General features: G+C 52.8%; 24 protein-coding genes and 1 riboswitch. Of the genes, 10 read left to right on the top strand and 14 right to left on the bottom strand.

Annotated elements, in window-relative coordinates:
* Positions 1 to 26: 26 nt before the first annotated feature.
* From AC3WT9_RS24475 to AC3WT9_RS24450, 6 genes are all read right to left on the bottom strand, one after another.
* Complete coding sequence (locus AC3WT9_RS24475; RefSeq protein WP_341377101.1) at positions 27 to 1,004, bottom strand: aldo/keto reductase; 978 nt, start codon at positions 1,002 to 1,004, stop codon at positions 27 to 29.
* Between the two features lie 51 nt (positions 1,005 to 1,055).
* Positions 1,056 to 1,268, bottom strand: a complete 213-nt coding sequence (locus tag AC3WT9_RS24470; protein ID WP_340895250.1) for a YczO family protein — start codon at positions 1,266 to 1,268, stop codon at positions 1,056 to 1,058.
* A gap of 146 nt (positions 1,269 to 1,414) precedes the next feature.
* Entirely contained in the window at positions 1,415 to 1,978 is a 564-nt protein-coding gene (locus AC3WT9_RS24465; RefSeq protein WP_341089392.1) for a PadR family transcriptional regulator, read from the bottom strand.
* Between the two features lie 6 nt (positions 1,979 to 1,984).
* Positions 1,985 to 3,505: an MDR family MFS transporter gene (locus AC3WT9_RS24460; RefSeq protein ID WP_341089393.1), complete on the bottom strand. Its 1,521-nt coding sequence runs from the start codon at positions 3,503 to 3,505 to the stop codon at positions 1,985 to 1,987.
* A 217-nt stretch (positions 3,506 to 3,722) separates the two neighbouring features.
* Positions 3,723 to 5,561 carry a bifunctional diguanylate cyclase/phosphohydrolase gene (locus tag AC3WT9_RS24455; protein ID WP_341377102.1) on the bottom strand — a complete coding sequence of 613 codons (1,839 nt, stop codon included), beginning with the start codon at positions 5,559 to 5,561 and terminating at the stop codon, positions 3,723 to 3,725.
* Positions 5,562 to 5,817: 256 nt separating this feature from the next.
* Positions 5,818 to 6,405, bottom strand: coding sequence for a DUF5317 domain-containing protein (locus tag AC3WT9_RS24450; RefSeq protein ID WP_038585121.1), 588 nt, complete (start codon positions 6,403 to 6,405; stop codon positions 5,818 to 5,820).
* A 172-nt stretch (positions 6,406 to 6,577) separates the two neighbouring features.
* Between AC3WT9_RS24450 and AC3WT9_RS24445 the strand changes: the two genes are divergently transcribed.
* The 3 genes from AC3WT9_RS24445 to AC3WT9_RS24435 all read left to right on the top strand — a co-directional run bounded on the left by AC3WT9_RS24445 (position 6,578) and on the right by AC3WT9_RS24435 (position 9,813).
* Positions 6,578 to 6,919: a metal-sensitive transcriptional regulator gene (locus AC3WT9_RS24445; protein ID WP_341089397.1), complete on the top strand. Its 342-nt coding sequence runs from the start codon at positions 6,578 to 6,580 to the stop codon at positions 6,917 to 6,919.
* A gap of 124 nt (positions 6,920 to 7,043) precedes the next feature.
* The gene (locus AC3WT9_RS24440; protein ID WP_038585127.1) at positions 7,044 to 7,244 is read left to right on the top strand and encodes a copper ion binding protein; all 201 of its coding nucleotides are present in this window, start codon (positions 7,044 to 7,046) and stop codon (positions 7,242 to 7,244) included.
* Positions 7,245 to 7,359: 115 nt separating this feature from the next.
* Complete coding sequence (locus AC3WT9_RS24435; protein WP_341377105.1) at positions 7,360 to 9,813, top strand: heavy metal translocating P-type ATPase; 2,454 nt, start codon at positions 7,360 to 7,362, stop codon at positions 9,811 to 9,813.
* A gap of 69 nt (positions 9,814 to 9,882) precedes the next feature.
* Here AC3WT9_RS24435 and AC3WT9_RS24430 read toward each other — a convergent pair whose 3' ends face one another.
* Complete coding sequence (locus AC3WT9_RS24430) at positions 9,883 to 10,803, bottom strand: DMT family transporter (protein WP_341377106.1); 921 nt, start codon at positions 10,801 to 10,803, stop codon at positions 9,883 to 9,885.
* Positions 10,804 to 11,006: 203 nt separating this feature from the next.
* Between AC3WT9_RS24430 and AC3WT9_RS24425 the strand changes: the two genes are divergently transcribed.
* The 6 genes from AC3WT9_RS24425 to AC3WT9_RS24400 all read left to right on the top strand — a co-directional run bounded on the left by AC3WT9_RS24425 (position 11,007) and on the right by AC3WT9_RS24400 (position 16,771).
* Entirely contained in the window at positions 11,007 to 12,350 is a 1,344-nt protein-coding gene (locus AC3WT9_RS24425) for an aminotransferase-like domain-containing protein (protein WP_341089403.1), read from the top strand.
* A gap of 60 nt (positions 12,351 to 12,410) precedes the next feature.
* Complete coding sequence (nfsA, locus tag AC3WT9_RS24420; protein WP_341377107.1) at positions 12,411 to 13,160, top strand: oxygen-insensitive NADPH nitroreductase; 750 nt, start codon at positions 12,411 to 12,413, stop codon at positions 13,158 to 13,160.
* Positions 13,161 to 13,368: 208 nt separating this feature from the next.
* Positions 13,369 to 14,283 carry an ABC transporter ATP-binding protein gene (locus AC3WT9_RS24415; RefSeq protein WP_341097524.1) on the top strand — a complete coding sequence of 305 codons (915 nt, stop codon included), beginning with the start codon at positions 13,369 to 13,371 and terminating at the stop codon, positions 14,281 to 14,283.
* Positions 14,280 to 15,017, top strand: coding sequence for an ABC transporter permease (locus AC3WT9_RS24410; RefSeq protein ID WP_341377108.1), 738 nt, complete (start codon positions 14,280 to 14,282; stop codon positions 15,015 to 15,017). The genes AC3WT9_RS24415 and AC3WT9_RS24410 overlap by 4 nt, the downstream gene beginning before the upstream one ends.
* Positions 15,018 to 15,044: 27 nt before the next feature.
* Entirely contained in the window at positions 15,045 to 16,172 is a 1,128-nt protein-coding gene (locus AC3WT9_RS24405; RefSeq protein ID WP_492407987.1) for a sensor histidine kinase, read from the top strand.
* A complete protein-coding gene (locus AC3WT9_RS24400) occupies positions 16,169 to 16,771 on the top strand; it encodes a response regulator transcription factor (protein ID WP_341089410.1) in 603 nt (200 codons plus the stop codon). Before AC3WT9_RS24405 ends, AC3WT9_RS24400 begins: the two co-directional genes overlap by 4 nt.
* A 489-nt stretch (positions 16,772 to 17,260) precedes the next feature.
* Here the strand turns inward: AC3WT9_RS24400 and AC3WT9_RS24395 are convergent, their stop codons facing one another.
* From AC3WT9_RS24395 to AC3WT9_RS24365, 7 genes are all read right to left on the bottom strand, one after another.
* Positions 17,261 to 18,103, bottom strand: a complete 843-nt coding sequence (locus AC3WT9_RS24395; RefSeq protein ID WP_341377110.1) for an ABC transporter ATP-binding protein — start codon at positions 18,101 to 18,103, stop codon at positions 17,261 to 17,263.
* Between the two features lie 19 nt (positions 18,104 to 18,122).
* Positions 18,123 to 18,884, bottom strand: coding sequence for an ABC transporter permease (locus AC3WT9_RS24390; protein WP_341089414.1), 762 nt, complete (start codon positions 18,882 to 18,884; stop codon positions 18,123 to 18,125).
* On the bottom strand, positions 18,881 to 19,174 hold the full coding sequence (locus AC3WT9_RS24385) for a thiamine-binding protein (protein WP_038585151.1): 294 nt from the start codon (positions 19,172 to 19,174) through the stop codon (positions 18,881 to 18,883). Before AC3WT9_RS24385 ends, AC3WT9_RS24390 begins: the two co-directional genes overlap by 4 nt.
* 40 nt (positions 19,175 to 19,214) lie before the next feature.
* On the bottom strand, positions 19,215 to 20,285 hold the full coding sequence (locus tag AC3WT9_RS24380; RefSeq protein WP_341377111.1) for an ABC transporter substrate-binding protein: 1,071 nt from the start codon (positions 20,283 to 20,285) through the stop codon (positions 19,215 to 19,217).
* A 125-nt stretch (positions 20,286 to 20,410) separates the two neighbouring features.
* Positions 20,411 to 20,521, bottom strand: a riboswitch (TPP riboswitch).
* A gap of 73 nt (positions 20,522 to 20,594) precedes the next feature.
* Complete coding sequence (locus AC3WT9_RS24375; RefSeq protein WP_341377112.1) at positions 20,595 to 21,992, bottom strand: hypothetical protein; 1,398 nt, start codon at positions 21,990 to 21,992, stop codon at positions 20,595 to 20,597.
* Positions 21,970 to 22,191 carry a hypothetical protein gene (locus AC3WT9_RS24370; RefSeq protein WP_341377113.1) on the bottom strand — a complete coding sequence of 74 codons (222 nt, stop codon included), beginning with the start codon at positions 22,189 to 22,191 and terminating at the stop codon, positions 21,970 to 21,972. The genes AC3WT9_RS24375 and AC3WT9_RS24370 overlap by 23 nt, the downstream gene beginning before the upstream one ends.
* A 120-nt stretch (positions 22,192 to 22,311) precedes the next feature.
* The gene (locus AC3WT9_RS24365; RefSeq protein WP_341377115.1) at positions 22,312 to 23,775 is read right to left on the bottom strand and encodes a hypothetical protein; all 1,464 of its coding nucleotides are present in this window, start codon (positions 23,773 to 23,775) and stop codon (positions 22,312 to 22,314) included.
* Between the two features lie 247 nt (positions 23,776 to 24,022).
* On the opposite strand from AC3WT9_RS24365, the gene AC3WT9_RS24360 reads away from it, so the two are divergent.
* Entirely contained in the window at positions 24,023 to 24,463 is a 441-nt protein-coding gene (locus tag AC3WT9_RS24360; protein ID WP_341089423.1) for a pyridoxamine 5'-phosphate oxidase family protein, read from the top strand.
* The last annotated feature ends 15 nt before the right edge of the window (positions 24,464 to 24,478 follow it).

The following is a 24,478-nucleotide window of genomic DNA, read 5'->3' as shown; positions in this document are numbered from 1 at the left end:
TTGGCATGCGGATGAGGATATGAGGCTTACGGCAGCTTCTCGCCGCGCGAGCTGACATACAGGTCGTACCATTCCTTGCGCGTAAGCTCCAGCTTGTCCGCACCCGCGCAGGCGGCGATCCGCTGCGGATTCACCGTCCCGATTACCGGCTGGATGGCCGCAGGATGAGTCATCAGCCAAGACAGGACAATCACTTCAGGGGTAGTGTTCTTCTGTTCGGCGAGCGTTTGGACCATAGCCGCCGTGTTCACGACACTCTCAGGCTGGCCTGTAAGTGAACGCCCGCTGAATAAGCCTTGGGCCAGCGGACCCCAGGCCTGCAGCTGGATGTTCTGCGTCCGGCAATATTCGAGGGTACCTTCGGGAAAGGTGATGTCTTTCCAGGGTTCACGGTTTACGCTGACCATGGCATCCAGCCAGCTTATTTTGGCCAGACTCATGTGCAGCTGGTTCACGGCGAATGGTTCGTCACAATAATGCTCCAGCAGCCGGATCTGGGCGGCACTCATGTTGGAAACGCCGAAGTGACGCACCTTTCCCGCCGCTTTGAGTTTCCGCAGCGCTTCGGCTACTTCTTCGGGGTCCATAAGTGGATCGGGACGGTGCAGCAGCAGAATATCAATATATTCCGTGCCCAACCGGGAGAGGGTTCCTTCGACACTCTTCAGAATATGCTCCCCGGAGAGGTCGAAGCTGTTAGAGGTATCGCCTGGCTCAATCAGCTTGATGCCGCATTTGGACTGGATAATAATCTCTTCCCGCAGTCCGGGGCGGTCTTTGAAGAGCTGTCCGAATACCTTCTCCGCCTTTCCGCAGGTGTAGATATCTGCATGATCAAAAAAGTTGATTCCGATAGACAGTGCAGCCTCAACGGCCTCATGTCCCTGTCTGACATTCCCGGCAGTGATCGGCTCATGGTCCCAGCCTCCGCCCAGTCCCATGCAGCCCAGAGCAATGCGGCTGGCTGGAATCCCGCGCGTATGCAGTGGTAGCGTTTTCAGCAATAATATCCCTCCGTGAGATAGGATTAACGTTATACCGAATATTGTACATCTTTAGAAACCGGTATGGTATTTTTTGTCGCTGGAGGAGCGGTGTTTCGTGCCCTCTTTATCCTTCTCTTCTTCTTTCTCCAGCTTCAGGTCTTCCAGCGGAATCGGATCCACATTTTGCTCGCTTTCGTCCAGGTCGAACAGACTGGGAGTGTCGGTTGGATATTGCTCGGGATGGTCGCGTTTGTCTCCTTGAAATTTCTTTTCTTCACTCATGTGTGATTCCCTCGCTCTCTTATAAGTTAGGAGGCGGAACGGCCCTATATACCCGCCTGATGTTCAGTTGCAGTTGCTCGTTAATAAACGGTTTTGACCTGTGTTAAACAGCAAAGAGGCCCCTGAGGGCCTCCAGTGTATAACGTTTATTGCAAATCGAGCGGTGTTCCGATGTCGCTGAGCTTGCGGGCGGCTACATCGTCATAGAGCCGCTTAAGCCACTTCAGCTCAGTGAGGCTATGCTCGTATCTGCCGTACATCAAGTGCAGCGCGGACCGGGGGACGATGGAGATATGCTCCTCGTACACCTGATAAGCATAATTGACCTGATGCTCAACTTCGCGTATCCGCTCCTGCAGCAGCTTCTCCACCTTGCCCTGATCAATATGCCGGGAGAGTGCAAGAGCCATGTACAGCGGGTGAAAGACCTCATCGGTCTTCTTGATCTGCTGAATGACCAGCTGTTCGAACAGGGTTTTGCCCTTATCAGAAATCCGGTAGATGGTCTTATCCGGGCGGTCGTTGCTGGAGATGGTCTCTACAGCTTCAATATGTCCCTCCTGTGCCAGTTTATCAACGGCGTAGTACAGCGACCCCATCTGCAGCTTTATCATCCGGTCATACATGCGCTCTTTCATTACGAGTGTGATCTCATAGGGATGCCTGTCCTTCTCCAGCAGCAGCCCGAGAATGACCATCTTCATGGACATTTCCGTTTACCCTCTTCCGCCCGAAGGCTGAGTTTCCTTACTATGATCGGTGAGCCGGTCTTTGGGCATCAGCAGTACAAAAGCCAGACCCAGCACCGCCGGAATCAGCGCCCACATAAAGGTGTGGGCAATGGAGCTGGACAATGCGCCCGTAATCTTCTCCAGTACAGGAGCCGGAATTTGTGCTCTGGCTTCCGGTGTCAGGGCGGCGCGTGGATCGCCGAACGAGGAAGCTTCGGCACCACCCCCAAAGGCATCACTAAGGCTGCTTGTGAATCCGTTGCGCTGGATAATACCGAAGATGGTAATGCCCAGCGTCATGCCTAGGGAACGCATGAAGGTACTGGTAGAAGTAGCCGAACCGCGCTGGCGCATCTCGAAATGATGAATCGAGGACATGCTGAGCACGGAGAAGGAGAAGCCTACACCGAAGCCGGTCAGCGCCATAAATACATTAAGCAGCAGGCGGGAAGTATCCGGCGACAAGGTGCTTAAGGAGAAGACGCCTGCCACAAAGAAAACGGCTGACAGCATCATAATATTGCGGAAGCTGGTTTTGGTGGTGAGCAGCCCCCCGGTCTGGCTGCCGATTACCGTGCCGATCATCATCGGCATCAGAATCAGTCCCGAGTTGGTGGCGGAACCTCCATATACACCCTGTACATAAATCGGGATATACACGGTAGCTACGATAAAGGCCGAGCCGTAGAATAAACCGATGATGCTGCTCGTTGCAAACAGCTTCTTGCGGAACATGTCGAAGGATATAATCGGTTCGGCTGCTGTCCGTTCTATAAAGAGGAACGCAATCAGCAGTACTGCGAAGCCGGCGAATAAGCCAAGGATGACCGCGGAGTCCCAGGCATATTCATTGCCGCCCAGCTCAAGGGCGAACATCAGGCAGATGACGGAGCCTACAAGGGTAAAAGCTCCACCCCAGTCGATCCGCTGCTTGGCATGGGAGACGGATTCCTTATAGAACATGGAGATCAGAATAAAAGCGACAATGCCGATCGGCAGGTTGATATAGAAGATCCACTGCCAGCCTACATACTCAGTAATGTAGGCCCCGAGCAAAGGGCCGATTACGCTGGAGATGCCGAAGACGGCACCGAAAAGTCCGGTCAGCTTGCCTCTTTTTTGCGGCGGATAAATATCAAATACGATAGTGAAGGCGATTGGCATAAGTGCGCCGCCGCCCACGCCTTGAATAGCGCGGTAGATGCTAAGCTGCGTGATGCTGGTTGCGATCCCGCAGAGTGCCGAGCCGGCCAGAAACACGACAAGGCCAAAAATGAAGAAACGCTTGCGCCCGTACATATCGGACAGCTTGCCGAAGATCGGTGTTCCGGCCATGACCATGACCATATAAGCCGAGGTGACCCAGACGATTTTATCGAGTCCGCCAAGATCGGAAACAATAGTACCCATAGCTGAGGCAACAATGGTATTGTCCATAGCGGACATTAGAATACCAAGCAGCAGACCGACAACTACGAGTTTGAGATTGCTTTCTTTAGTGTGCATGCTTCGCAGGCTCCTTTTTGTAAAGTTAATGATTTCCTTAAGAAAAAACGGCAAGTGGAAACAGAACTCATTATATTCAAATTTGAATAGGTGAGCAAGAGTTATTTTTTTTAGGGGGGAATTAAGTAATTAAAGTATAGCTTTTTGTATTGTGGTCAGGATTGGGGGCTTCTAGACGAGGGAACAAAAAAAGAGCTTCGGCCGGGGAATTCTGCAGCTATATAGCTGCATCTCCGGCGCTAAGCTCTCGGGCTTCAATATAGGTAATGAAAAATTCAGTCAGTTCAGGGTCGAATTGGCTTCCCGCACAAGCTCTCAGCTCAATGATCGCCTCCTCCACGGACTTGGTTGGCTGGTAGGGTCTTTCCGTAGTCATGGCGTCAAAGGAATCGATAATGGTCAGCATCCGGCATAAGCGGGGAATTTCCTCACCCTTAAACCCGTAGGGATATCCCTTGCCGTCATACCGTTCGTGATGCAGCTCGATGTAGGGGGCGAGATCCTTGAATTTGTCGTTGGTGAGTGCCATTTTTTTGCCCCAGGTGACATGCCACTTGACCATTTCCCACTCCTCCGGCTCCAGCTTGTCTTTCTTGTTAAGGATGCCCCACGGAATTTCCAGCTTGCCGATATCATGGATCAGCGCGCCGAGTGTGAAGTGTCTTTTGGAAAGGGCGTCGATGTCGAGCAGCTCACTGATATCCATCGCATAGCGGAATACGCGTTTGGAGTGGCGGAAGGTCTCCATATCCTTATACATAAACAGGTTCAGCTGCTGCTCGATGTCGCGTACATCCTGGCTGAAGTCAAGCTCCTGCTCCAGTGAGGAGTATGCTCCGTACGTATGCACTGTATTCTTGCCCTGGCGCTTGGAATAGTAGAGAGCCTGGTCGGCCTGGTCGACGAGCTGTGATTTATCGTGGATATCGCTGGTGCAGGAGGCAATGCCGGCGGAAAAGGCGAGGCAGCCAAGCGGGAAAATTTCAACGCCGTCAAACCGGCTGTTGTTCAGCTTTTTGCGCAGCTGGTCAATGTAAACACGGGCTTGAAGGATATCGTAGGCCGGCATGAGCAGCGTAAATTCCTCACCGCCATAACGGGCGGGAATAATCCCATGCTGCTGGGCTTCGCTCTTAAGCGTCTCACCAACAAATGCGATCAGCTTGTCCCCCTGCAGATGGCCGAAATGGTCATTATATTTCTTGAAGTCGTCAAGGTCGATCATGGCGAGTGAAAGCGGAACGCCCGATGCCCTTGATTTCTGGATTTCCTGTTCCAAAGCTTCCTCAAAGTAGCTGTGATTGAATAGCCCGGTCCGCTGATCGGTGTTGGCCCGTTCTTCAATGCTGCGGTACATGGAGAACAATCTTTTGAAGGAGTAGCAGAGCAGCGTGCTCAGGCACAAGAATAGGACAAGCCCGAAAAAGCTGTTATGGACGATCAGTACAACGAGAACCAGAGAAAGAACCAATGTGCACAGATAAACGACGAAAGAATCTTTAATAATATCCTTAATCGTCTCATAAAGGGTGCCTTTATATATAATGTAGTAATATAGTCCGATCAAGAGGGTGTTACCTATAAAATAGACCGCAAGTGTCATCAGATAAGCCGGCAGTTCGTCATTGATCAGCGGTCCGGGATGTCCTCCAAACAAATCAAAGGTATAGGAAGAAACACAGATCATAATGGAGTAAATTGAGAAATTTGTCAGATGTTTCCACCAGCTGGTGCTTGTGTCAAAAAAGAAAAAGATCAGGCAGTTGAGAAGAAGAACAGTCAAAGTGGCAGAGCCGCCAAAGACAAAAATGCAGGCCAAATACACCGCTGATTCCATGGTCAGTTCGTTGCCCTCCGGAGGAAGCTGCACCAGGGAAAAGGTGAGTATTAAACTGGCTCCGGTAAGCGCATAAATCCATACCCACCTTGGGGTTGGATACTGCAGAAATTCCAAATGATTGCTATACGTGAAAAGCGCTACTCCCAGAAGAGATATGAGCAGTGCATAGATATGGCCTGAATTAATATTGCCTGCAAACGTTTTAAGCTTGGTCATGATTACCCCTCTTTATTAACAAAATGTGCCTGTGTACATAATAATGGTTTTAGGGATAAATGAATAGTAATTTGCAAAGAAGCAGGCTGTTTTCAGCCTGCTTCTTGTGGAGGAATTAGTGTCCGCCGATTCTGAAACCCGAAGTAAGCGCGATAACTACGGAAGCTACAATAATAGCATTGATCGCAAGACGGGAATATTTGATGCCTTCCAGTTTCTTTTTCATGGGAACTCCTCCTTTCACTTGGTTAACGGCTTATCCCTGTACTTTGGGCAATGTTTTCAGGTCTGCAGCAGCCGGTGTCATGATCGACAGAATGTAGAGGAAAATCCCGAGATTCATCACTACATCTCCGATGCTGATCGCCTGAGTACGCGGATAAGGGCTGGACAGGGGGATGATATCGCCAAGAAACGGCAGGCGTGTTGAGGCGTCAAGCAGATAGTGCTTGGTCACCACATCGCCGCTCTGCAGCATCTCCAGATAAACCGGATCGAGTACAGAAGCCGCTTCAAAGGATACCGGCATTCTCCCCCCGTTAACGAGCATAACCAGGAAGTTAAGGAATACACCCGTCATAATGAGCCAGAATCCTTTGTTGTGCCGGTTCAACCATAAAAAAATCAGCCCAACCACATACACAGCGGTAAAGATATAACCGCTGGCTGCGGCTACAGTGGACGACCGCTCCTGAATATAATACATAAAAAATTGGAATACCAGTAGCAGCGGGAAGATCCATCCTGCCTTGAGCCGAATGTTGCTGAACTGGACGAGGCCGTGTCTTAAACCGCCCCGGAAGAACCCTACAATTAGACCAAGAATGATGCCATCGTAAACCATTACCCTACCTGCCTCTGTTCAAGAATGGGAAATATGAAATAATTGGATTCCTGAGTCTTTCATTCGTTATACTTCGCCAAAATACCTTTTTTTAGGAAGATGATTTTTCTTGACATACCCATGGGGGGTATATTAAGATTAAGTTGCAGCCAGGATACAAGGAGGTGCGTAGATGGCGCCCAAAGAAGAGAAGCTGTCACCTGAATCATGTGATAGCGGTTGTCATACCCCCGGAGAACGCAAGAGCCACCATTCACCGGAATTCAAGAATGGCCTCACGAACCGCCTCAACCGGGTCGAAGGCCAGATTCGCGGCATCAAGGGCATGATTGAACGGGATACCTACTGTGACGATGTGCTTAATCAGCTCGCTGCAGTACAGGCTGCGTTGAACGGTGTCGGAAAGCTGTTGCTTGAAGGACATATGAAGAGCTGTATTATTGAGCGCATTGAAGCCGGTGAGCATGAGGTTATTGATGAGCTGCTGATCACGGTTAACAAGCTTATGAAATAAGGATTGTACGAAGTAGAATCAACGAAGTAAAGCTCACAAAACTAAGCGTATGCTTTCGAAGACAGTTTTGTACGAAGTAGAATCAATGAAGTTAAGCTCACAAAACTTTAAGGAGGTTTTTAATATGTCAAACGTAACGTTAACTGTAGAAGGAATGTCCTGCGGTCACTGTGTCAGTGCTGTGGAGAAAGCCGTAAGCGGTCTTGGCGCTGCCGCCAAAGTCGACCTGCCTGCGAAGACAGTCGCTGTTGAATACGATGAGAACAAGGTAAGCCTTAGTGCAATTAAGACAGCGATTGAGGACCAGGGATACGACGTGGTTTAAGTCGGATGAATGAATAATGAGGCTTGGGGCGGGGAACTTTGCAGGTTCCGTAGGCTTCAGCCTTTTCTTTTACACATTAATATACCCCTAAGGGGTATGAGGAGGCGCGGAGATCGTGGAGAAAACGACAGAATCCGGCCTGCAGCAGACCACGCTGCAGATTACCGGCATGACTTGCTCGGCTTGCGCGGCCCGGATCGAGAAGGGGCTGTCCCGGATGGAGGGGGTATCGCGGGCCAACGTCAACTTGGCGCTGGAGCAAGCGACAGTGGGCTTTGATCCGGCGGTAGCGGGATTGCCGCAAATTGAAGAGAAGATCCGCTCGCTGGGATACGATACGCTGAAGGAGTCGGCAGATTTTGATATTACAGGAATGACCTGTGCCGCTTGCTCTGCAAGGATTGAGAAGGTGCTTGGGCGCATGCCCGGAATCGCGGCGGTCAATGTGAATCTGGCCCTGGAGACGGCACATGTGGAATATACACCCGGAAACATCAGCACGGCTGAGATCATGGAGAAAGTAAGCAGCATCGGATATAAGGCTGCGCTGAAACAGGACCGCAAGGACACGGCCGATCAGCGCAGCCAGGAAATTGTGCGCAAGCGGAATAAATGGATCATTTCCGCAGTTCTGTCCTTTCCCCTGCTCTGGGCGATGGCGGCGCATTTCTCCTTCACTTCATGGATTCCTGCACCGGATATACTGATGAACCCCTGGTTCCAGCTTGTGCTGGCGACCCCTGTGCAGTTCATTATCGGCTGGCAGTTCTATGTCAGCGCCTATAAGGCGCTGAAGAACGGCAGTGCCAATATGGATGTGCTGGTTGTTCTGGGCACCTCGGCTGCTTATTTCTATAGTCTGTACCTGACGATAGATTCCTTGTCGATGGCAGGCATGGGCCATTCGGTGGAATTATATTACGAGACCAGCGCGATTCTGATTACGCTGATTCTGGTAGGCAAATGGTTCGAAGCACTGGCCAAGGGCCGTTCCTCCGACGCCATTAAAAGCCTGATGGGCCTGCAGGCTAAGACGGCGCTGGTCATCCGTGACGGTGTTGAGCTCAGCATTTCTGTGGAAGAGGTCATTCCGGGAGACATTGTGCTGGTTAAGCCGGGAACGAAGGTGCCGGTAGACGGCGAGGTCGTTGAAGGGCTGTCATCTGTGGATGAATCCATGCTGACAGGCGAGAGCATTCCGGTAGAGAAGAAGCCGGGAGATACTGTCATTGGGGCAACACTGAACAAGAATGGAATGCTGAAGATTAAGGCACTCAAAGTTGGCCGTGACACCGCCTTGGCGCAAATCATCAGAGTAGTAGAGGAAGCGCAAGGCTCCAAGGCTCCGATTCAGCGGATTGCCGATGTGATTTCCGGCATCTTTGTGCCGATAGTGGTCGTAATTGCAGCTGTAACCTTTGGAGTCTGGTATATCTGGGGAGCGCCGGGCCAGTTCGCCGATGCACTGGAGAAAGCCATCGCTGTACTGGTTATCGCCTGTCCATGCGCACTAGGTCTGGCTACACCAACCTCAATTATGGCCGGATCAGGACGCGCGGCTGAATTCGGGATTCTGTTCAAGGGCGGCGAACATCTTGAAGCCGCACAGGGGATCAAGACCGTTGTACTGGATAAGACGGGAACTGTAACCAGCGGCAAGCCGGTGCTGACGGATATTATAACGACAACGGAAATCGCCGCACATGGCAGAGTACTGGCCGAGAACCGGCTGCTGTCCGTTACGGCTGCTGCCGAGAAGCTGTCAGAGCATCCGCTGGCGGATGCCATCGTGGCTGGTGCTGCGGAAAGAAGCCTGGACCTGCCGGGTGCCGAGCAGTTTGAGGCGGTGCCGGGACGCGGCATTTCTGCGGTGGTTGACGGCCAGAGCATCCGCGTGGGAACACGGCGGATGATGGAAGAAAGCGGTGCAGACACCGGTCCGTGGACCGGGCTGATGCAGAAGCTGGAGCAGGAAGGCAAGACCGCGATGCTGGTATCCGTGGACGGGGCCATTGCCGGGATTGTCGCGGTAGCCGACACCATCAAGGATACTTCGCGGGCTGCCGTAGCCAAGCTGCATGATATGGGCATTGAAGTGGTCATGATTACGGGAGACAACAAGCTGACAGCCGAGGCCATTGCCGGGCAGGCTGGCATCCGTACGGTGCTGGCCGAGGTGCTGCCGGAAGGGAAGGCTGCCGAGATCCGCAGGCTGCAGAGCGGGGGAACCAAGGTGGCGATGGTCGGGGACGGCATCAATGATGCCCCTGCCCTGGCCACTGCCGATACCGGTATGGCTATTGGTACCGGCACCGACGTAGCGATGGAAGCAGCGGATATTACCCTCATGCGGGGTGATCTGATGAGCATTCCGGATGCGATCCTGATGAGCCGCAAAACCATGACCAATATTAAGCAGAATTTGTTCTGGGCGCTTGCTTACAATACCATTGGGATACCGATTGCTGCGCTAGGCTTTCTGGCGCCATGGCTTGCCGGTACGGCAATGGCCTTCAGCTCTGTATCGGTCGTGCTGAATGCGCTGCGGCTGCAGCGGGTCAAGCTGTAAATCTCATCATTTTCTCCACAGGGGAATGCTCTTTTCTTGGAGCAGAACGGATAAAAAAGCCGCCGGGCATTAAGCCCCGGCGGCTTTCTTGCGTCCCAGACGGTTGGTGCCAATAACCCCTGCAATAATCAGGAACGATCCGATCCAGTGATACACAGTGATGTTTTCCCCGAGAAAGATCGCCCCGGCCGCAATGGAGACGATGGTCGAGAGATTGGTGAACACACTCATAAGGGAAGCTTCGATTTTGGACAAAATATAGGTTGATGTTAGGGTGGTGACGAGCGACGCTATAATACCCAAGTAAAGGGTAGACAAGATAAAGGTGCTGCTGCCGAGCGGTTTGAAGAAATCGCCAAGCGTGCCGCTGGACACATGTCCGGTAAGCGAAATGATCAGGAATGTGGCGAAGCCAATTCCCATCATCAAATAGCTGAGTTCAGCGGGGCTGAAATGCTTGGAGAGTGACCGGGCCAGTACGCTGTATCCGGCAAAGGCCAGACAGGTCAGGAATAACAACACAATCCCGGTCATGTTGGACAGATTAATACTGCTCCCTTTCATGACAAAGATGAACACAACGCCGAATACGGACAGGAAGATACACAGCTTCTGCAGAAGCGTCGTGCGCTCTTTCAAGAATATAGAGGCGATGATCATCGTCACAACCGGGGTGAAAGAATAGAGAATTCCTCCCTCGGCAGAGCTGGCATGCTGGAGTCCGAATACCTGAAGGGTGAAGAATCCGAGCGGGTACATGGCTGCCAGCAGCAGTGCTTTACCAATCGGCTTGCCGCTGTAGGATATTTTGACCCAGCCGAAGGCAACCGGGATCGACATCACTATAAACGAAGCCGCGAAGCGGTAGGTTAACGTATCGAGCGGTCCGGCATGACCGAGCGCTACTTTGGTGAATAAGAATGAGAATCCGATAATAACTGCGTTAAGCACGGCAAATATATAAGCCAGCTTGAGTCCTTTTTGCGGCATAGTAGCATCTCCTTTTCGTTAACAGGACAGGATCGTCTAAACGTCTTATCTGTTACTTTAAAATTAAAGGGAAATGCCTGCGCGAACAATACTGTTTTTCTATGACTGTACCGATACAGTTTGTTGATTGCTATATAATGAATAGAGACGAATAGTGGTAACATGAACTTACTTAGTGTAGAAGGCCATTCAGGAGGCGCATTATGAAAAAGTATCTTTCGGTCTTGTCCGATATGGAAAACCGGATCAGAGAGGGGCAATACAGCCCGGGGCAAAAACTGCCCTCTGTGCGTAGCAGTGCAGATTTCTACGGCTGCAGCATCAGCACTATTCTGCGGGCATACGGGGAGCTGGAAAGACAACATGCGATTTATTCTATTCCGCAGAGCGGATACTACATGGTTGAAAGGTCTGAAGATGCGGGACCTGCCAGGGGCGGGGAGACGATTGATTTTGCCTCGGCCTCGCCCGATCTGAATGTGTTTCCATATTTGGATTTCCAGCATTGTCTCAATAAAGCGATTGACAGGCACAAATACCACTTGTTCACCTATGGAGATACGCTGGGACTGGGTACGCTGCGCCAGACCCTTGTGCCCCATCTGGCGGAATATCAGGTCTTTGCCAAAGTGGGGCAGATTATCATCACTTCGGGAACCCAGCAGGCGCTGGAGGTACTGGCCAAGATGCCATTTCCGAATGGCGGGACAGAAATCCTTGTTGAACAGCCCGGATACGATCTGTACCTGCGTTATTTGGAGGCTGAGGGGATGCCGGTGAGCGGGATTACCCGTTCGGCAGCCGGTATTGATCTGCGGGAGCTGGAGGAGAGGTTCAGAGCCGGGGGGATCAAATTCTTTTATACCATGCCCAGATATCATAATCCGCTCGGAACCTCTCTCAGTACGGAGGAACGGAAAGCCATTGCCCGGTTGGCCGGCAAATACGATGTGTACATCGTTGAGGATGATTATATGGCAGACCTGGGTGCAGAACGGCGCTTTGATCCTATTTATGCGTATGACCAGACTTCACATGTTATTTATTTGAAAAGCTATTCCAAAATCATTTTTCCGGGCCTCCGGCTGGGTGCGGCTGTTGTGCCGGAAACCCTGTTTAAGACATTCTGCGCGTATAAAGGATACACGGACAATTCATTATTGTCCCAGGCAGCTCTTGAGGTGTATATCAGGAATGGCATGTATGAGCATCACAAGCACAAAATAAAAGCTCTGTATGCCGAAAGAATCAGTGCAATGTATGAGGCACTCCAGCAGCACAATACGGAAGGTCTGATTGAAGTGTCTTCGGACAGCTCCGGGATCTACATGCAGTATAAGCTGCCGGAGACAGTGAATTTGGATCGTGTGGTCAAGCGGCTTGCGCAGAGAAAGATCAGCGTCGTATCAGGCAAGGGATTCTATATGACCGGTTACGGGAACCGGGAGAAGTTTATGCGGATCAGCATTTCACGCGCCCGGCTGGACCAGATCGACGAAGGCGTCAAGGCCATTGTCGAAGAAGTGAAACGCGGGGGCGGATGGTAAGAGTGTGGCCTATATTCATTTGTTTGTGGCTAATAAGGAGAAAAGAGAGGCGAACAGATCATGAAACCGAATAACGAAACCCTTGAATTATTAAACCAGCATGTCTCCGTCCGCCAGTACCTGGACAAGCCGGTAAGTGAAGAACAGCTTGCTGCCATCATCGGCGCAGGCCAGATGGCCTCGACCTCCAGCAATGTTCAGGCCTATAGTGTCATCGCAGTCACTGAGCCCGGGCTTAAAGCACAGCTTGCCGCTCTCTCGGGCAATCAAGCTTATATCGAGCAGTGTCCGGTCTTTCTGGTCTGGTGTGCCGATCTGTACCGGCTGCATGAAACAACGGCACCCTATTTGCAATCAGCCGAATCCTTCGATTCCACTGAAAATTTCATTGTTGCGACCGTTGACGCAGCACTTGCGGCGCAGAACGCTGCCATTGCTGCAGAATCGCTAGGCATGGGCATCGTCTACATCGGCGGAGTCCGCAACAATATCGCCGAATTGTCGGAGCTGCTGAATCTTCCTGAACGGGTCTATCCGGTATTCGGCATGTGTCTCGGCTATCCTGCCGGGGCCTCCGGACTTCGTCCGCGTCTTCCGCTGGAAGCTGTACTGCACCGGAACGGCTATGACAAGGCCAAAACTGCCGGGCAGGTTGCAGCTTATGACGAAGTGTCGAGTGCATATATGCGTGAGCGGACGGGCGGACAGAGTGATGCACCCTGGTCCGCTATGATGGCTAAACGTTTCGCGGAGCCGGCCCGCATGCATATGAAGGAATTTCTGCAGGAAAAGGGATTCATGCAAAAATAGCATGGTTATAAGCTTCTTGAAGCGATCCAAAGAGCCTCATGCCAAATGCTTGCCGTTTGGTGCCGGGGCTTTTTGCTATGCGTTTAGAGCCAGGTGACAGTTGTCATCTCAAAGGAATGACAGTCCATACTGATCTCATTTCCCCATTTTTTATACCATAGAAATATAGATCAGGGCTTAAGATACGGGGGGAACGGACATGGACGGTATAGACAACGTGATCGAAATGGATGGGGTAAGCAAGATATTTCACGGCAAAAAAGCGGTGGACGGCATTAGCTTCAAGATCAGCAGGGGGTCGGTTACTGCGATTCTGGGGCCTAACGGGGCGGGGAAAACAACCGTGTTATCCATGCTGCTTGGACTGAAGGAGCAGACGGAAGGCAGTATAAAGGTGTTCGGGCTTCCGCCCGGAAGCCGGCTGGTCCGGGAAAAAACGGGGGCCATGCTGCAGGAAGTAAGCGTAATGGACCGGCTGAAGGTCCGGGAGATCATCGCTCTGATCCGCAGCTATTACCCGCAGCCCATGGCTATGGAGGTTCTGCTGCAGGCGACGGGCCTGGCCAAGGCCGATCTGCAGCGGTATGCCGAGAAGCTCTCCGGCGGCCAGCGGCGCAGTCTGAATTTCGCCCTGGCCCTGGCGGGCAATCCCGATCTGCTGTTCTTTGACGAACCTACGGTTGGGATGGATATTACAGCGCGGCGGCATTTCTGGGACAGGGTACGCGGACTGGCCGCTGGAGGAAAGACGATCCTCTTCACGACCCACTATCTGCAGGAGGCCGAGGATATTGCCGACCGGATTCTGCTGTTCAGCCGAGGCGCGCTGGTGGCGGACGGCAGCCCGGATGAGATTAAGGGGAGAATTGTGCGGCAATCGCTGTCCTTTCTGGCAGCAAGCGATCCTGAAGAGCTGCGCGGACGGCTGCGGCAATTGGCGGCGGTCGAGGAAATGTACGATAAGGACGGCCGGATTGTGGTCACGACAGAGAATACGGACGAGGCGCTCCGTGCAATTTTTACCGGCGGGCTTGAAGTGAAGGATGTCCGCATCGATCAGGGCCGGCTGGATGAGGCCTTTGAGCAATTGACGATTCAACCGGAGGAGGGCGTCAAGCCATGAAAATAATGATCAACCAATGCAAGTCCGAGCTGCTGCGGATCTTACGCAATCCTTATTATGTGTTCTGGTCGCTGGTCATGCCGATCATGTTCTATTTCATCTTCACTAAAGTGGTGAATACAGGCATGGACGACGCTGCCCTCTGGCAGGCTCATTATCTGATGTCGATGGCGGCGTTCAGTGTAATGGGGTCAGCGATAATGACGCTTGGCATCCGGCTTGTGCAGGAGCGGACCCAGGGCTGGAACACCTTTATCCGCATTACTCCGCTGCCGTCCTATGTCTATTTCACCGGCAAAATGTTCGCTCAGATGATGATGCAGCTTTTCTCCGTGGTATGCATATTTGCCGCTGGTTATGTGATGAACGGGGTGTCCCTGACTCCAGGGCAGTGGCTGTTCAGCGGATTATGGATTGTTGTCGCCTCCCTGCCTTTTCTGGCACTGGGCACACTTGTCGGCTTTATGAAACGGGTAGACACGGCAAGCGGTGTCAGCAATGTGCTCTATATGGGACTGGCGCTCGCCGGCGGCATGTGGATGCCGCTGGATATTCTTCCGGAGCTGATGCAGCGGATCGGCCGCTGGCTGCCTTCTTATAATTATGGAAACGGGGCGTGGGAGATTGTACGCGGAGGCCATCCACAGTGGAGCGGTGTGCTGATTTTGCTCGGCTATCTGGCAATATTTATGTTACTATCGCTGTATATTCGAAAAAAACAGGAAGCGGTGTAATGCATGTTGTCAGGCAGGAAGTTTCGGTTGTTCCCGCAAAAATACGGTTTTTTCCCTTTTGTATGGATGTTCTATTTGTTGCTTCCGGCCTTTAATCTGCAGGAGGAGCGGGGCCTGAAGCTGATCATTGGAGCAGCTCTGCTGCTGCTCTTCGCCGTGACATACCGCCAGTTATACTGGGCCGGTGACAAAGCCTTTAACTACTGGCTGGGGCTGCAAATGCTGCTGATTGTGGTGCTGAGCCTATGCTACAACCCGGTTAATTTTTTCATGGGCTTTTTCTCTTCCAACTTTGTCGGCTGGTATGCCGGCAAGAGAGAGTTTAAGATAGCTTATGTAGTTTTTTGCGGCGTGATTCTGATACCACTGGTTATAGCGGCATGGGGGATGAATCCATATGACCTGCTGTTCTTTTTTCCTTTTTTAATTATCATGCTGGTCTCTCCGTTTGGGATAAAATCTCTAGGGCGTAGGAAAATACTGGAGAAACAGCTGGATCAGGCTAATGAAGTCATCGAGGAGCTAATCAAACGCGAAGAGCGGATGCGGATTGCCCGGGACCTGCATGATACGATGGGCCATACCCTGTCGCTGATTACGCTGAAAAGCCAGCTAATCGAGAGGCTTGTCGCCAAGGACCCGGAGCGCGCGCAGGCCGAAGCCAGGGAGATTCAGCGCACCTCGCGTGCGGCACTGCGCCAGGTTCGCGAGCTGGTCTCGGAGATGCGGGCAGTTACCGTAGCCGAGGAACTGGCAGAGGCCGGGAAAATGCTGCGGGCTGCGGAGATCGCCCTTGAAGTGCAGGGGAAGGTGTCGCTGGAGGACGTGCCTGACCTGACACAGAATATCCTTAGCCTCTGCATCAAGGAGGCGGTGACAAATATAGTGAAGCATAGCCAAGCCACCCGTTGCCGAATCGGAATTGCACTGACGGAGGGGGCGGTGCGGATCACCGTTGAGGATAACGGAATCGGCCTCACTCCTGATGGAGCAGGCCGTGAACGCCGCGAAGGCAACGGAATGAAAGGGATGGCCGAGCGGTTATCGCTCGTTGACGGCTCCATGACATTTAGCTCCAATCCGGGCAAGGGGACAGCATTATCTGTAGTAATTCCGAGGATTATCAAGGAACATAAGGAGGGGGAATTGGCATGATAGGCATTGTAATCGCCGAGGATCAGCGTTTGCTGCGCGGGGCGATGGCCTCGCTGCTTGACCTGGAGGAGGACATTGAGGTTCTCGGAGAGGCCGGTGACGGGGCAGAGGCCCTTGCGCTGATCGGGCGGCTGGAGCCGGACGTGTGTCTTATGGACATCGAAATGCCGCTGAAGAGCGGGCTGGAGGTTGCGGAGCTGCTGAAAGCCAAAGGCTGCCGGACGAAGATCATTATCCTGACGACCTTTGCCCGGCCGGGCTATTTCGAACGGGGCGTGAAGGCCGGGATTCAGGGCTATCTGCTGAAGGACGAGCCGGTCGACAAGCTGGCGGATGCGATCCGGCGCGTCATGGAAGGACACCGTGAGGTCTCTCCGGAACTGGTCTTCGGCAGCCTGCGGGAAGAGAATCCGCTGTCCTCCCGTGAACGGGAGATTCTGCGGCTGGCCGGTGCAGGGCAGACGGCTGGTGAAATTGCCGGGAGTTTGCACCTCTCGTATGGCACAGTCCGCAATTACATCTCGGAAATTCTGGGTAAGCTGGAAGTGAAAAGCCGGATCGAAGCCGTACGGCTGGCTGAGGAGAAGGGCTGGATCTAGGCGTTTATTATCTCTTGATATTCCCGAATGCTGTGGCGGGCGTGCTACAGGTGGATTGTTACTGGTTATGTACGGATAAATTGTGATAAGGCTGAATGCTATATGGAGCGGCGGGAAGGGGGCTATTAGTCTCTTTGTGGAGCCGATGTATGCCTATAGCTTAAAGGGAAAGGGTCCCGCTAATTATGCCACCGACAGAATGATGGGTAATCAGAGGGATTTACTACCGGTAATTCCTTGAGAAATGGAAAAATGGCCTAATTACTGAATAATACAGGTAGTAATTCCCTCTAAATCAATATTAAGTGGGTTTTATATAAAATTAGCGGACAAGTTTCCTTTTGTTTGTGTTGCTGAGCCCTGCGCTGCTGAATCAGTGCGCATTCGTGTGCCGTTATCTTGAAATAACTACATATTAATAAGACCAGCCGTCCGGTTCATAGGGCGGCTGGTCTTTTGTAGAGGCTGTTAAGCGGATATCGCTTAAGACTACTTGGAACTCTTCGCCTGCTCTTCCCGCATCCACTGTGACAGCTGGCGCTTGAGCTGGAGGAATTCCGGCGAATCGGCGATTTCCTCACGGCGCGGCCGGGGAAACGGGACATCGACCGTATGCAGGACGGAGCCGGGACGTCCAGAGAACACATAGATGCGGCTGGAGAGCAGCAGCGCTTCTTCGATGTTGTGGGTGATGAACAGCACGGAGCGGCGGTTCTCCTCCCACAGCTCCAGCAGCCAGCGCTGCATTTCGCTGCGCGTCAGCGCATCCAGCGCGCTGAACGGCTCGTCCAGCAGCATCAGCTCCTGCGGCGCGAGCAGCGCCCGCAGGAAGGCAGCCCGCTGCTGCATGCCGCCCGACAGCATATGCGGGTAGGCCCGCTCGAAGCCGCCAAGGCCGACCTTGGCCAGCCAGTGGCGGGCGGTTTCCCGCGCCGCAGCCTGCGGCGCGCCCTTAAGCTCACCGGCGAGCAGGACGTTGTCCTCGATGCTTCGCCAAGGGAACAGCGCGGGCTGCTGCGGCATGTAGCTGATCTCTCCGCGCTGCCCTGTAACAAGGTTGCCGTTCATGCTTACCGTTCCGGCATCCGGCAGCTCCAGGCCCCCGATAATATGGAATAAAGTGCTTTTTCCGCAGCCTGAGGGTCCGACAATCGAGACGAATTCCTGCGGCCGCACTGTAAGGGATACGTTATCCAGCACGCGGGTTTCGCGGCGGCGGTGGGTGAAGGTTTTGGAGATTCCTTTTACCTCAAGTGCAGGCGGTAAGGTCCTGGCTTCAGGAATGCCGGCTGCTTCAGTGCCGGATGGCGGGTTATCTGTAATATGCGGCATTGTCGGCCATCCTCCTTTTCTAGGAACTTTTGCGCGGCTTCCAGCGCACCAGCCATTTCTCCAGCAGCGCGATAAGTGCGAACAGCACAAGACTGAGCAGCACGATGATGGCAATGGCGACGAATACGCGGTCTGTGCGGTAAGCGGATTTTTGCAGCAGCATGTAGTAGCCGATGCCCTTGTCAGCTCCGATCCATTCCGCGACAACAGCGCCCATTACGGCGTAGGTGGCCGAAATTTTAAGCCCCGAGAACAGGGCGGGCAGGGAGCCCGGAAGCTCCAGCTTGGTGAAGATCTGCCATTTGTTCGCGCCGGCCATCTTCATATAGTTCAGCATGGTCCGGTCGCTTTGCATCAGGCCGCCCATGGCGGCGACTGAAACCGGGAAGAAGCAGACAAGTGTAATCAGGACAACCTTCGGCAGCAGCCCGAAGCCGAACCAGATAATCAGCAGCGGCGCGAGCGCAATCGAGGGCACATTCTGACTGAGAATGAGCAGCGGGTAGAGAGCTCTCTTGAGCCAAGGCAGCAGATGCAGCAGCAGGGCAACAATAAGACCCACGCCTGTGCCGATGGGGAAGCCGATCAGGGTAAGGCGCAGCGTAGCCGCTGTATGTGCCCAAATGCCGGAAGCATTGCCCGAGGTTTCCCGGGCGATATCGCTTGGGCTGGGAAGGATCCATGACTCGATATGGAACAGGGATACCGAAACTTGCCATAACCCCAGAAAAAAGACGACCGCCACAAGGGGCGGCCAAATCTGTTTCCAATACGATCTCACGGCCGGTATTTCTCCGTCAGTTTGTCCATGCTGATTCCATTCGGGTTATGGGCGATTTTGATCTGGGAGATGACGCTCGGACTGCCTGCGGCAATCAGCGCTTCATGCATCTGGCGCACAACCTCAAGCAGCTCGGTGATGTCGCCCTCCATCGTGGTCTCCAGCGGGTTAACCTGATGTTTTACACCGGATTTCTGAATCACTTCGATGGCTTTGTCCACGTAAGGAATCGAATCCTCGTTGTTCGGAGTTTTGGGAATTACCTGAATGCTTAGCAATGTATTGGCCACAATATATCAATCCTCTCAGTTTAAATCACTTCATCCTTAATCAGTTAGCTGGCAAAAACTCATTCGTAAATGTGCTTGGAACATCCAGCGGCTGATCGAGCAGCTTCAGGCCATACATCCAGTCGGCGTAATCCTGCCAGACCTCGCTCTTCTGCTCGCCCCAGCGGACGGCATCATCCTTGTATTTCGGGCTGAGCCATTTCTGGCTGGCCAGGACCAGCTTGGGGTCCAGCTCAGGAACAGCTTTGGAAAGAATGGCTGCGGCTTCCTCCGGCTGATCAATGGCGTATTGATAACCTTTCGAGGTAGCCTTAAGGAAAGCCTTCACCAGCTCCGGATGTTCGGCAATTTCCTTCTCGCTCGTAGTCAGTACCGGCGTGTAGTAATCGAGCTGGGGTGCATAATCCTTGAGGTAGAGCATGTCGAGCGGTTCTCCGCGCAGCTCCGCTTCAATCCCGGTCCAGGCATAGAAGATCCAGGCAAAATCAATGTCGCGTTTCACGGCGGTGAAGAAGTCCGCTTCACCGATGTTCACCAGCTTCACCTTTTTCACATCTCCGCCTTCGGGGTCCATAATGGCTTTCATGGCCGCTTCTTCGGCAGGGGAACCCCAGCCGCCGTAGGTTTTGCCTTCGAAATCCTTCGGTGTCTTAATATTGCGGTTTTTCGGTGCAGCGAACCCGGAGGTATTATGCTGAATGATAGCGGCGATGGACACAAGCGGCACCTTCTGCAGGCGGGCCAGCGTCAGTGCCTCTTGGGCACTGATGCCAAAAGCGGCTTCGCCCGAGGTAACCATCGTGTCGGAACCGGCAGCGCCCGGCTGCACGATTTCAACATCCAGCCCTTCCTCTTCGTAATAGCCCAGCTCTTTTGCCGCATAAAGCCCGGTATGATTCGTATTCGGCGTCCAGTCCAGCGCGACCTTGACCTTGGTCAGCTCCTTCGGAGCGTCCGTTGCTGCCCCGGCAGTGGTTTCAGGAGCAGCGGTGCTGTTCCCGGCAGTCTCTGCCGCATTCCCCCCGGAGTTCCCATTGCTATTGCCGCATCCGGCAATGGCAAAGACCAGCATGCAGGTGAGGCTGAGCTTTAATACTTTTGTGACTCCCATTTCTCTTCTTCTCTCCTTCCAGCAACCCTAGTCTTCCAAATTCTGAATAGTCCCATACAAAAAAGGTGCCCCGAGAATCGGGACACCAGTTACTTGCGCAAGGTTGTGGCTTGGGCCATAAACGGCCGTAAGCGATTGACGATTCCTACGCTGGCATTATCCAGATCAGGTATAAGGGTCAGTATCTTGTGGGATACAATCTCAGCCGGCCAATTCCAGCACCCCTGGTACTATGAAGTTATAGGTATTGCTGTGTTCTTACGGTGTATTATAGACGCCTGCTCCATAGTTGTCCAGTAGCAACTCTGCTTAGCTATCAAGCTTCAGCGGCAGGCGCCACGGCCCTTTGAGCAGAAAATGCGGCTCGGACAGCTTAAAACGCAGCTTATCCTCCCCGGGTTTTGTTTCTAAATGGAGGGTCTTCATCACGCCGTAGGTCTGGTCCGTATTCACCCAAGAGAACGAGCTGTTGTCCGCCTGCCCCGGATAGCGAATAAGAAAATGCTTCAGCGTCCGCAGCTTTGCGGCATTGAAATTCACATTCACATCGACGCTGGCAGCCGTCTCGCCGGTACGTTCAATGCGGGTGAACTCTACCGGAAAGCCCGCGATTTCCGCGCGTGTGTGGAGCATTTGCTCCTGGCCGATATCAGGCAGCGGAATCTCTACTTCTGCAGATACAGCGTCATGATCTGAAACTTCAATATAAGGAATGAAGACCGTATAAGGCCAAGCGCCCGCCCCGGCAGTCTCATGAAACCGGAAGTCGGAAGGATAGGACATGGATTCAGGCTGCTCCAGTGCCGCCTTTTCTCCTGCTGCGTTCTCTATATAGAGACCTGATCCAGGGACCAGCGGCTCCAGTCCGTAAGCATGGACAGTCAGCCCGGATTCCGCCGTCAGAGTGGGCAATAACTGGACACGGACAAGCCCGCCGCCAAGGTCCACCGGAAAAGCAGTAATCCGCACATCCTGCTGTATATCGCTTGCGCCGAGTTCCCCGAGCTCCTCAGCTGTCTTCGGAGCGGTGAGCTGTAACGGACCAACGGTTGTGCCGACCAGATGCAGGGTTAGAAGATTATTCTTCTTCAGTTGCAGCGGTTGAGTTGAACTGTAGCTGCCGTACCACTCACTCTCCGAGGACGAACGCATGTAAGAGGTGAAAGTATAGCGGTTGCCGCCGATATTTGCCTCAAATTCGCTGACTTCAGGGACTTTCCGGCCGCGAAGCGTAATACTCCCGCCAAGCTCTTGCAGGAGAACGGCATCTACGGTCAGACTTCCGTCCCCCAGAGCAATATCATAGGATTTGCCCAGCACATAGATCCGGTCACCGGGGCTGTTCTCCACGACGGTGCCGAAGCCAGGAAGGAAACTCAGCGCCTTTCTTAACCCGGCCTGTACCTCAGGAGAGAAGGCGAGCATACCGGCAGCAATGAGTATTACCGCTGCTGCGGCCGCGAAGATATTCCGCCTCCGGGATCTCCGGGCGAAGGAACGGACGGTGTGGACAGCGGCTTCAGGCTCCAGACGGGCAAGTGTACGTGCTTTGATGCGGGCGAGCGAAGCTGTCTCCTCTTCGTCTGCCAGGTGCGGACCTTGGTTAATCTCCGGCAGTACACCTAAGGCAAGTTCCGCATCACTGAAGTTCATAGAATCAATCATTCCGAACAGGCGCTGTTCCTCAATTTTCATGTCTTTGGCCATGTTGCGCCTCCTTTCCCTGACTCTCAGACAGGCCTAGCGCCTGCTTGAGCAGCGTCCGGCAACGGTATAAGCGGCTTTCGACTGCCTTTTTACTGAGACTGAAGGTTTGCGCAAGCTGATCAAGGCTCTCATAGAGGAAATATCTGCGCAGAAACAGGCTGCGGTCCGGTTCGCCCATCTGCTGCACGCAGCCGATCAATTCACTGGCCGTCTCGCGGGAAAGAACTTCCTGTTCGGCGGAAATTTCGTTCCGTGCAGCTCCGGCAGCAGCAGCTTCCCCGGTTCCGCCCCGGCGCTCATGATAGTTTCCGGAAGCTTATCAATCCTTGGTATAAAATCTTTTTCTGCGGCGGCTGCGGATTCCGTTCCACAGCTCTTTCAGCGTCAGGAGGATGCTGACGAGGATCCCGGTGAAGGTGAGCAGCAGTGCCAAATATTCAAAAGGAGAGTATTCCAGCATTTTGCTCCATTCAATGCGTCCCTTCAAGTCTTCAATAACCTGGTTCATCCCGTAGATGCCGCTCACCACTGTAAAGACAGTCAGAATCATCAGCAGCGTATCCCGGCGTTTAGCCTGGAATTTCTCCTGGTACTGGAACAGGTCGTTCAGGGTCATTTTGACTTCATCAAAGAGGGCATCATTGCCGTATACTTTGCGCAGCTGGATGAAGATCTCCCGGCCCTGCGACTGTGAAATCAGCTCCAGAAAATAAAACTTGGCCGAAAACTTGTTAATCAGGAAGATCAGATTCTCAATTTGATCATAATCGTGGTTGATACGCAGCCGGGAGTGGAGATTGGAAAGCTTCAACAGGACGATTTTGTGGAAAATACTAAGGAGCAGCCCGTAGTAATACTGCCCGTACATCTGATTGACCAGTGGAGTGGCTACCTCCGGTTCGGCCCGGCTCAGGCAGCAGAAAGTCTGCTCGTTGGTCATATAGTAGGTATCCGGCCCCCAGCGGTTGTACGAATGTGCCTGGCAGTACTCTTCGATATACTCGGGATCGCTGGCGCTGATATAGGGTTTTCCGTACAGATTCAGCCCATCCAGCTGGGAGGCGCGGTAACGCAGCTCCACGCTGATCTCGTCTGCATCCTCCTGCCGGTTGAAGCCATAAAAGGCTTGGACCAGCATTCGTTCGTCTACGAAGAAGGGAAGTGTCTCAAAATAGGCCCCGTCAATTTCCGATTGGTCCATAAACGGCTGCAGGCCATCGGCCAGATTCCTGAACACAAAATCCTCCACCTGATCGAAGGTTTTGTCCTGGTAATGGATATAGGTATGTTTGTCCTGGTAGGAGACATCCTCGAGTGTGCGGAAACGGTCGGCGAATTCCAGCGCTGTGCTGAAGGGCAGGTTCTCTTCCTCGATGCGGACTCTTACGGTCAGAAATCCAAGCTGAAACGGACAAATGAATACATCCGTCGAGAGTACCCGGAAGTTTACGGATTGCTGTGTCATTTCCAGCCTGCAGGCCAGATTGTTTACCCGGGAAAACCGGCGGAAGGAATCTTCTTTATCCTTGTCCCGCGGGAATAAGACATGGGCTGCGAACGGCAGATAGCTCCGCTCCATTTTCTCATGGGATACGCAGTAGCCTTCGCCGTAATAAGCATCCTCCAGCTCTTTGTTGTTGAGAAAAAATCGGGTGAAGCCGTCAAGCCCAAGCTGCCGGGCCAGGCTCTTGTCCTCACCGTCCTTGATGGAGAAGGGGAAAATAAACTGCAGCAGAACGGTATGTAGTGTAGGTTCGGTGTGTTCGGAGAAATGCTCAGTCATTAACGATTCCACCCTTATGCACAGGATTTTGACATCTTCTATATTACCCTAATTTCCAGGCTGCCAAGCTGAGTGAAAATAGGATTCCTGCAATAATGGCCAGCGTCTGCAGCCACGGCGATGACATACACCCAGCCCCAGGGCGGGAGAAAAGCATAAGTGAGTTCATGATTTTGCCCCGGATTCATTCTGAACCGGACGGGTACACTATAATAAGCACACATATTGGAAAGGAGCTGTTTCGTCAATGGATAACAATGAGCTGGAGCAAAATATCATCAAAGCGCTGGATGACAATAAGTTCGGTTCCTTCGGCACGATAGAAGCCGGCAACAAACCTAAGGTGCGTTATATGGCAGTATTTCATGAGGGGTTAAACATTTACCTCGCTACCAACCGGAAGACGCATAAGGTAGAAGAGCTGAAGGATAATCCGCATGCTTTTTTGCTGCTTGGATATGAAAAGGGCGGCGGCAAGGATGTGCTGGAGATCGAAGCAACAGTCGCCGTTACCAGGGATGAAGGCTTACGGGCCAAAGTATGGGACCAATCACTGGAGAAATGGTTCAAAGGACCGGATGATCCTGACTATGTCATTCTGGAGCTTACACCGGCACGGATAGAGTATGTCGGCAAAAACGAAGAGCATGGCGTTTGGCAGCCTGCGGCCGCAGTTAACGGCAAATAAACCTAAGATATGAAA

Source organism: Paenibacillus sp. EB106-06-01-XG199 (assembly GCF_058791575.1).
This window is presented reverse-complemented; position numbering and strand designations above follow the sequence as displayed.

Coding starts and splice junctions, on each gene's coding strand:
- AC3WT9_RS24470 (WP_340895250.1), bottom strand. CDS start 1,268: ATGAGTGAAGAAAAGAAATTTCAAGGAGACAAACGCGACCATCCCGAG.
- AC3WT9_RS24465 (WP_341089392.1), bottom strand. CDS start 1,978: ATGTCCATGAAGATGGTCATTCTCGGGCTGCTGCTGGAGAAGGACAGG.
- AC3WT9_RS24460 (WP_341089393.1), bottom strand. CDS start 3,505: ATGCACACTAAAGAAAGCAATCTCAAACTCGTAGTTGTCGGTCTGCTG.
- AC3WT9_RS24455 (WP_341377102.1), bottom strand. CDS start 5,561: ATGACCAAGCTTAAAACGTTTGCAGGCAATATTAATTCAGGCCATATC.
- AC3WT9_RS24450 (WP_038585121.1), bottom strand. CDS start 6,405: ATGGTTTACGATGGCATCATTCTTGGTCTAATTGTAGGGTTCTTCCGG.
- AC3WT9_RS24445 (WP_341089397.1), top strand. CDS start 6,578: ATGGCGCCCAAAGAAGAGAAGCTGTCACCTGAATCATGTGATAGCGGT.
- AC3WT9_RS24440 (WP_038585127.1), top strand. CDS start 7,044: ATGTCAAACGTAACGTTAACTGTAGAAGGAATGTCCTGCGGTCACTGT.
- AC3WT9_RS24430 (WP_341377106.1), bottom strand. CDS start 10,803: ATGCCGCAAAAAGGACTCAAGCTGGCTTATATATTTGCCGTGCTTAAC.
- AC3WT9_RS24425 (WP_341089403.1), top strand. CDS start 11,007: ATGAAAAAGTATCTTTCGGTCTTGTCCGATATGGAAAACCGGATCAGA.
- nfsA (WP_341377107.1), top strand. CDS start 12,411: ATGAAACCGAATAACGAAACCCTTGAATTATTAAACCAGCATGTCTCC.
- AC3WT9_RS24410 (WP_341377108.1), top strand. CDS start 14,280: ATGAAAATAATGATCAACCAATGCAAGTCCGAGCTGCTGCGGATCTTA.
- AC3WT9_RS24400 (WP_341089410.1), top strand. CDS start 16,169: ATGATAGGCATTGTAATCGCCGAGGATCAGCGTTTGCTGCGCGGGGCG.
- AC3WT9_RS24395 (WP_341377110.1), bottom strand. CDS start 18,103: ATGCCGCATATTACAGATAACCCGCCATCCGGCACTGAAGCAGCCGGC.
- AC3WT9_RS24380 (WP_341377111.1), bottom strand. CDS start 20,285: ATGGGAGTCACAAAAGTATTAAAGCTCAGCCTCACCTGCATGCTGGTC.
- AC3WT9_RS24375 (WP_341377112.1), bottom strand. CDS start 21,992: ATGGCCAAAGACATGAAAATTGAGGAACAGCGCCTGTTCGGAATGATT.
- AC3WT9_RS24365 (WP_341377115.1), bottom strand. CDS start 23,775: ATGACTGAGCATTTCTCCGAACACACCGAACCTACACTACATACCGTT.
- AC3WT9_RS24360 (WP_341089423.1), top strand. CDS start 24,023: ATGGATAACAATGAGCTGGAGCAAAATATCATCAAAGCGCTGGATGAC.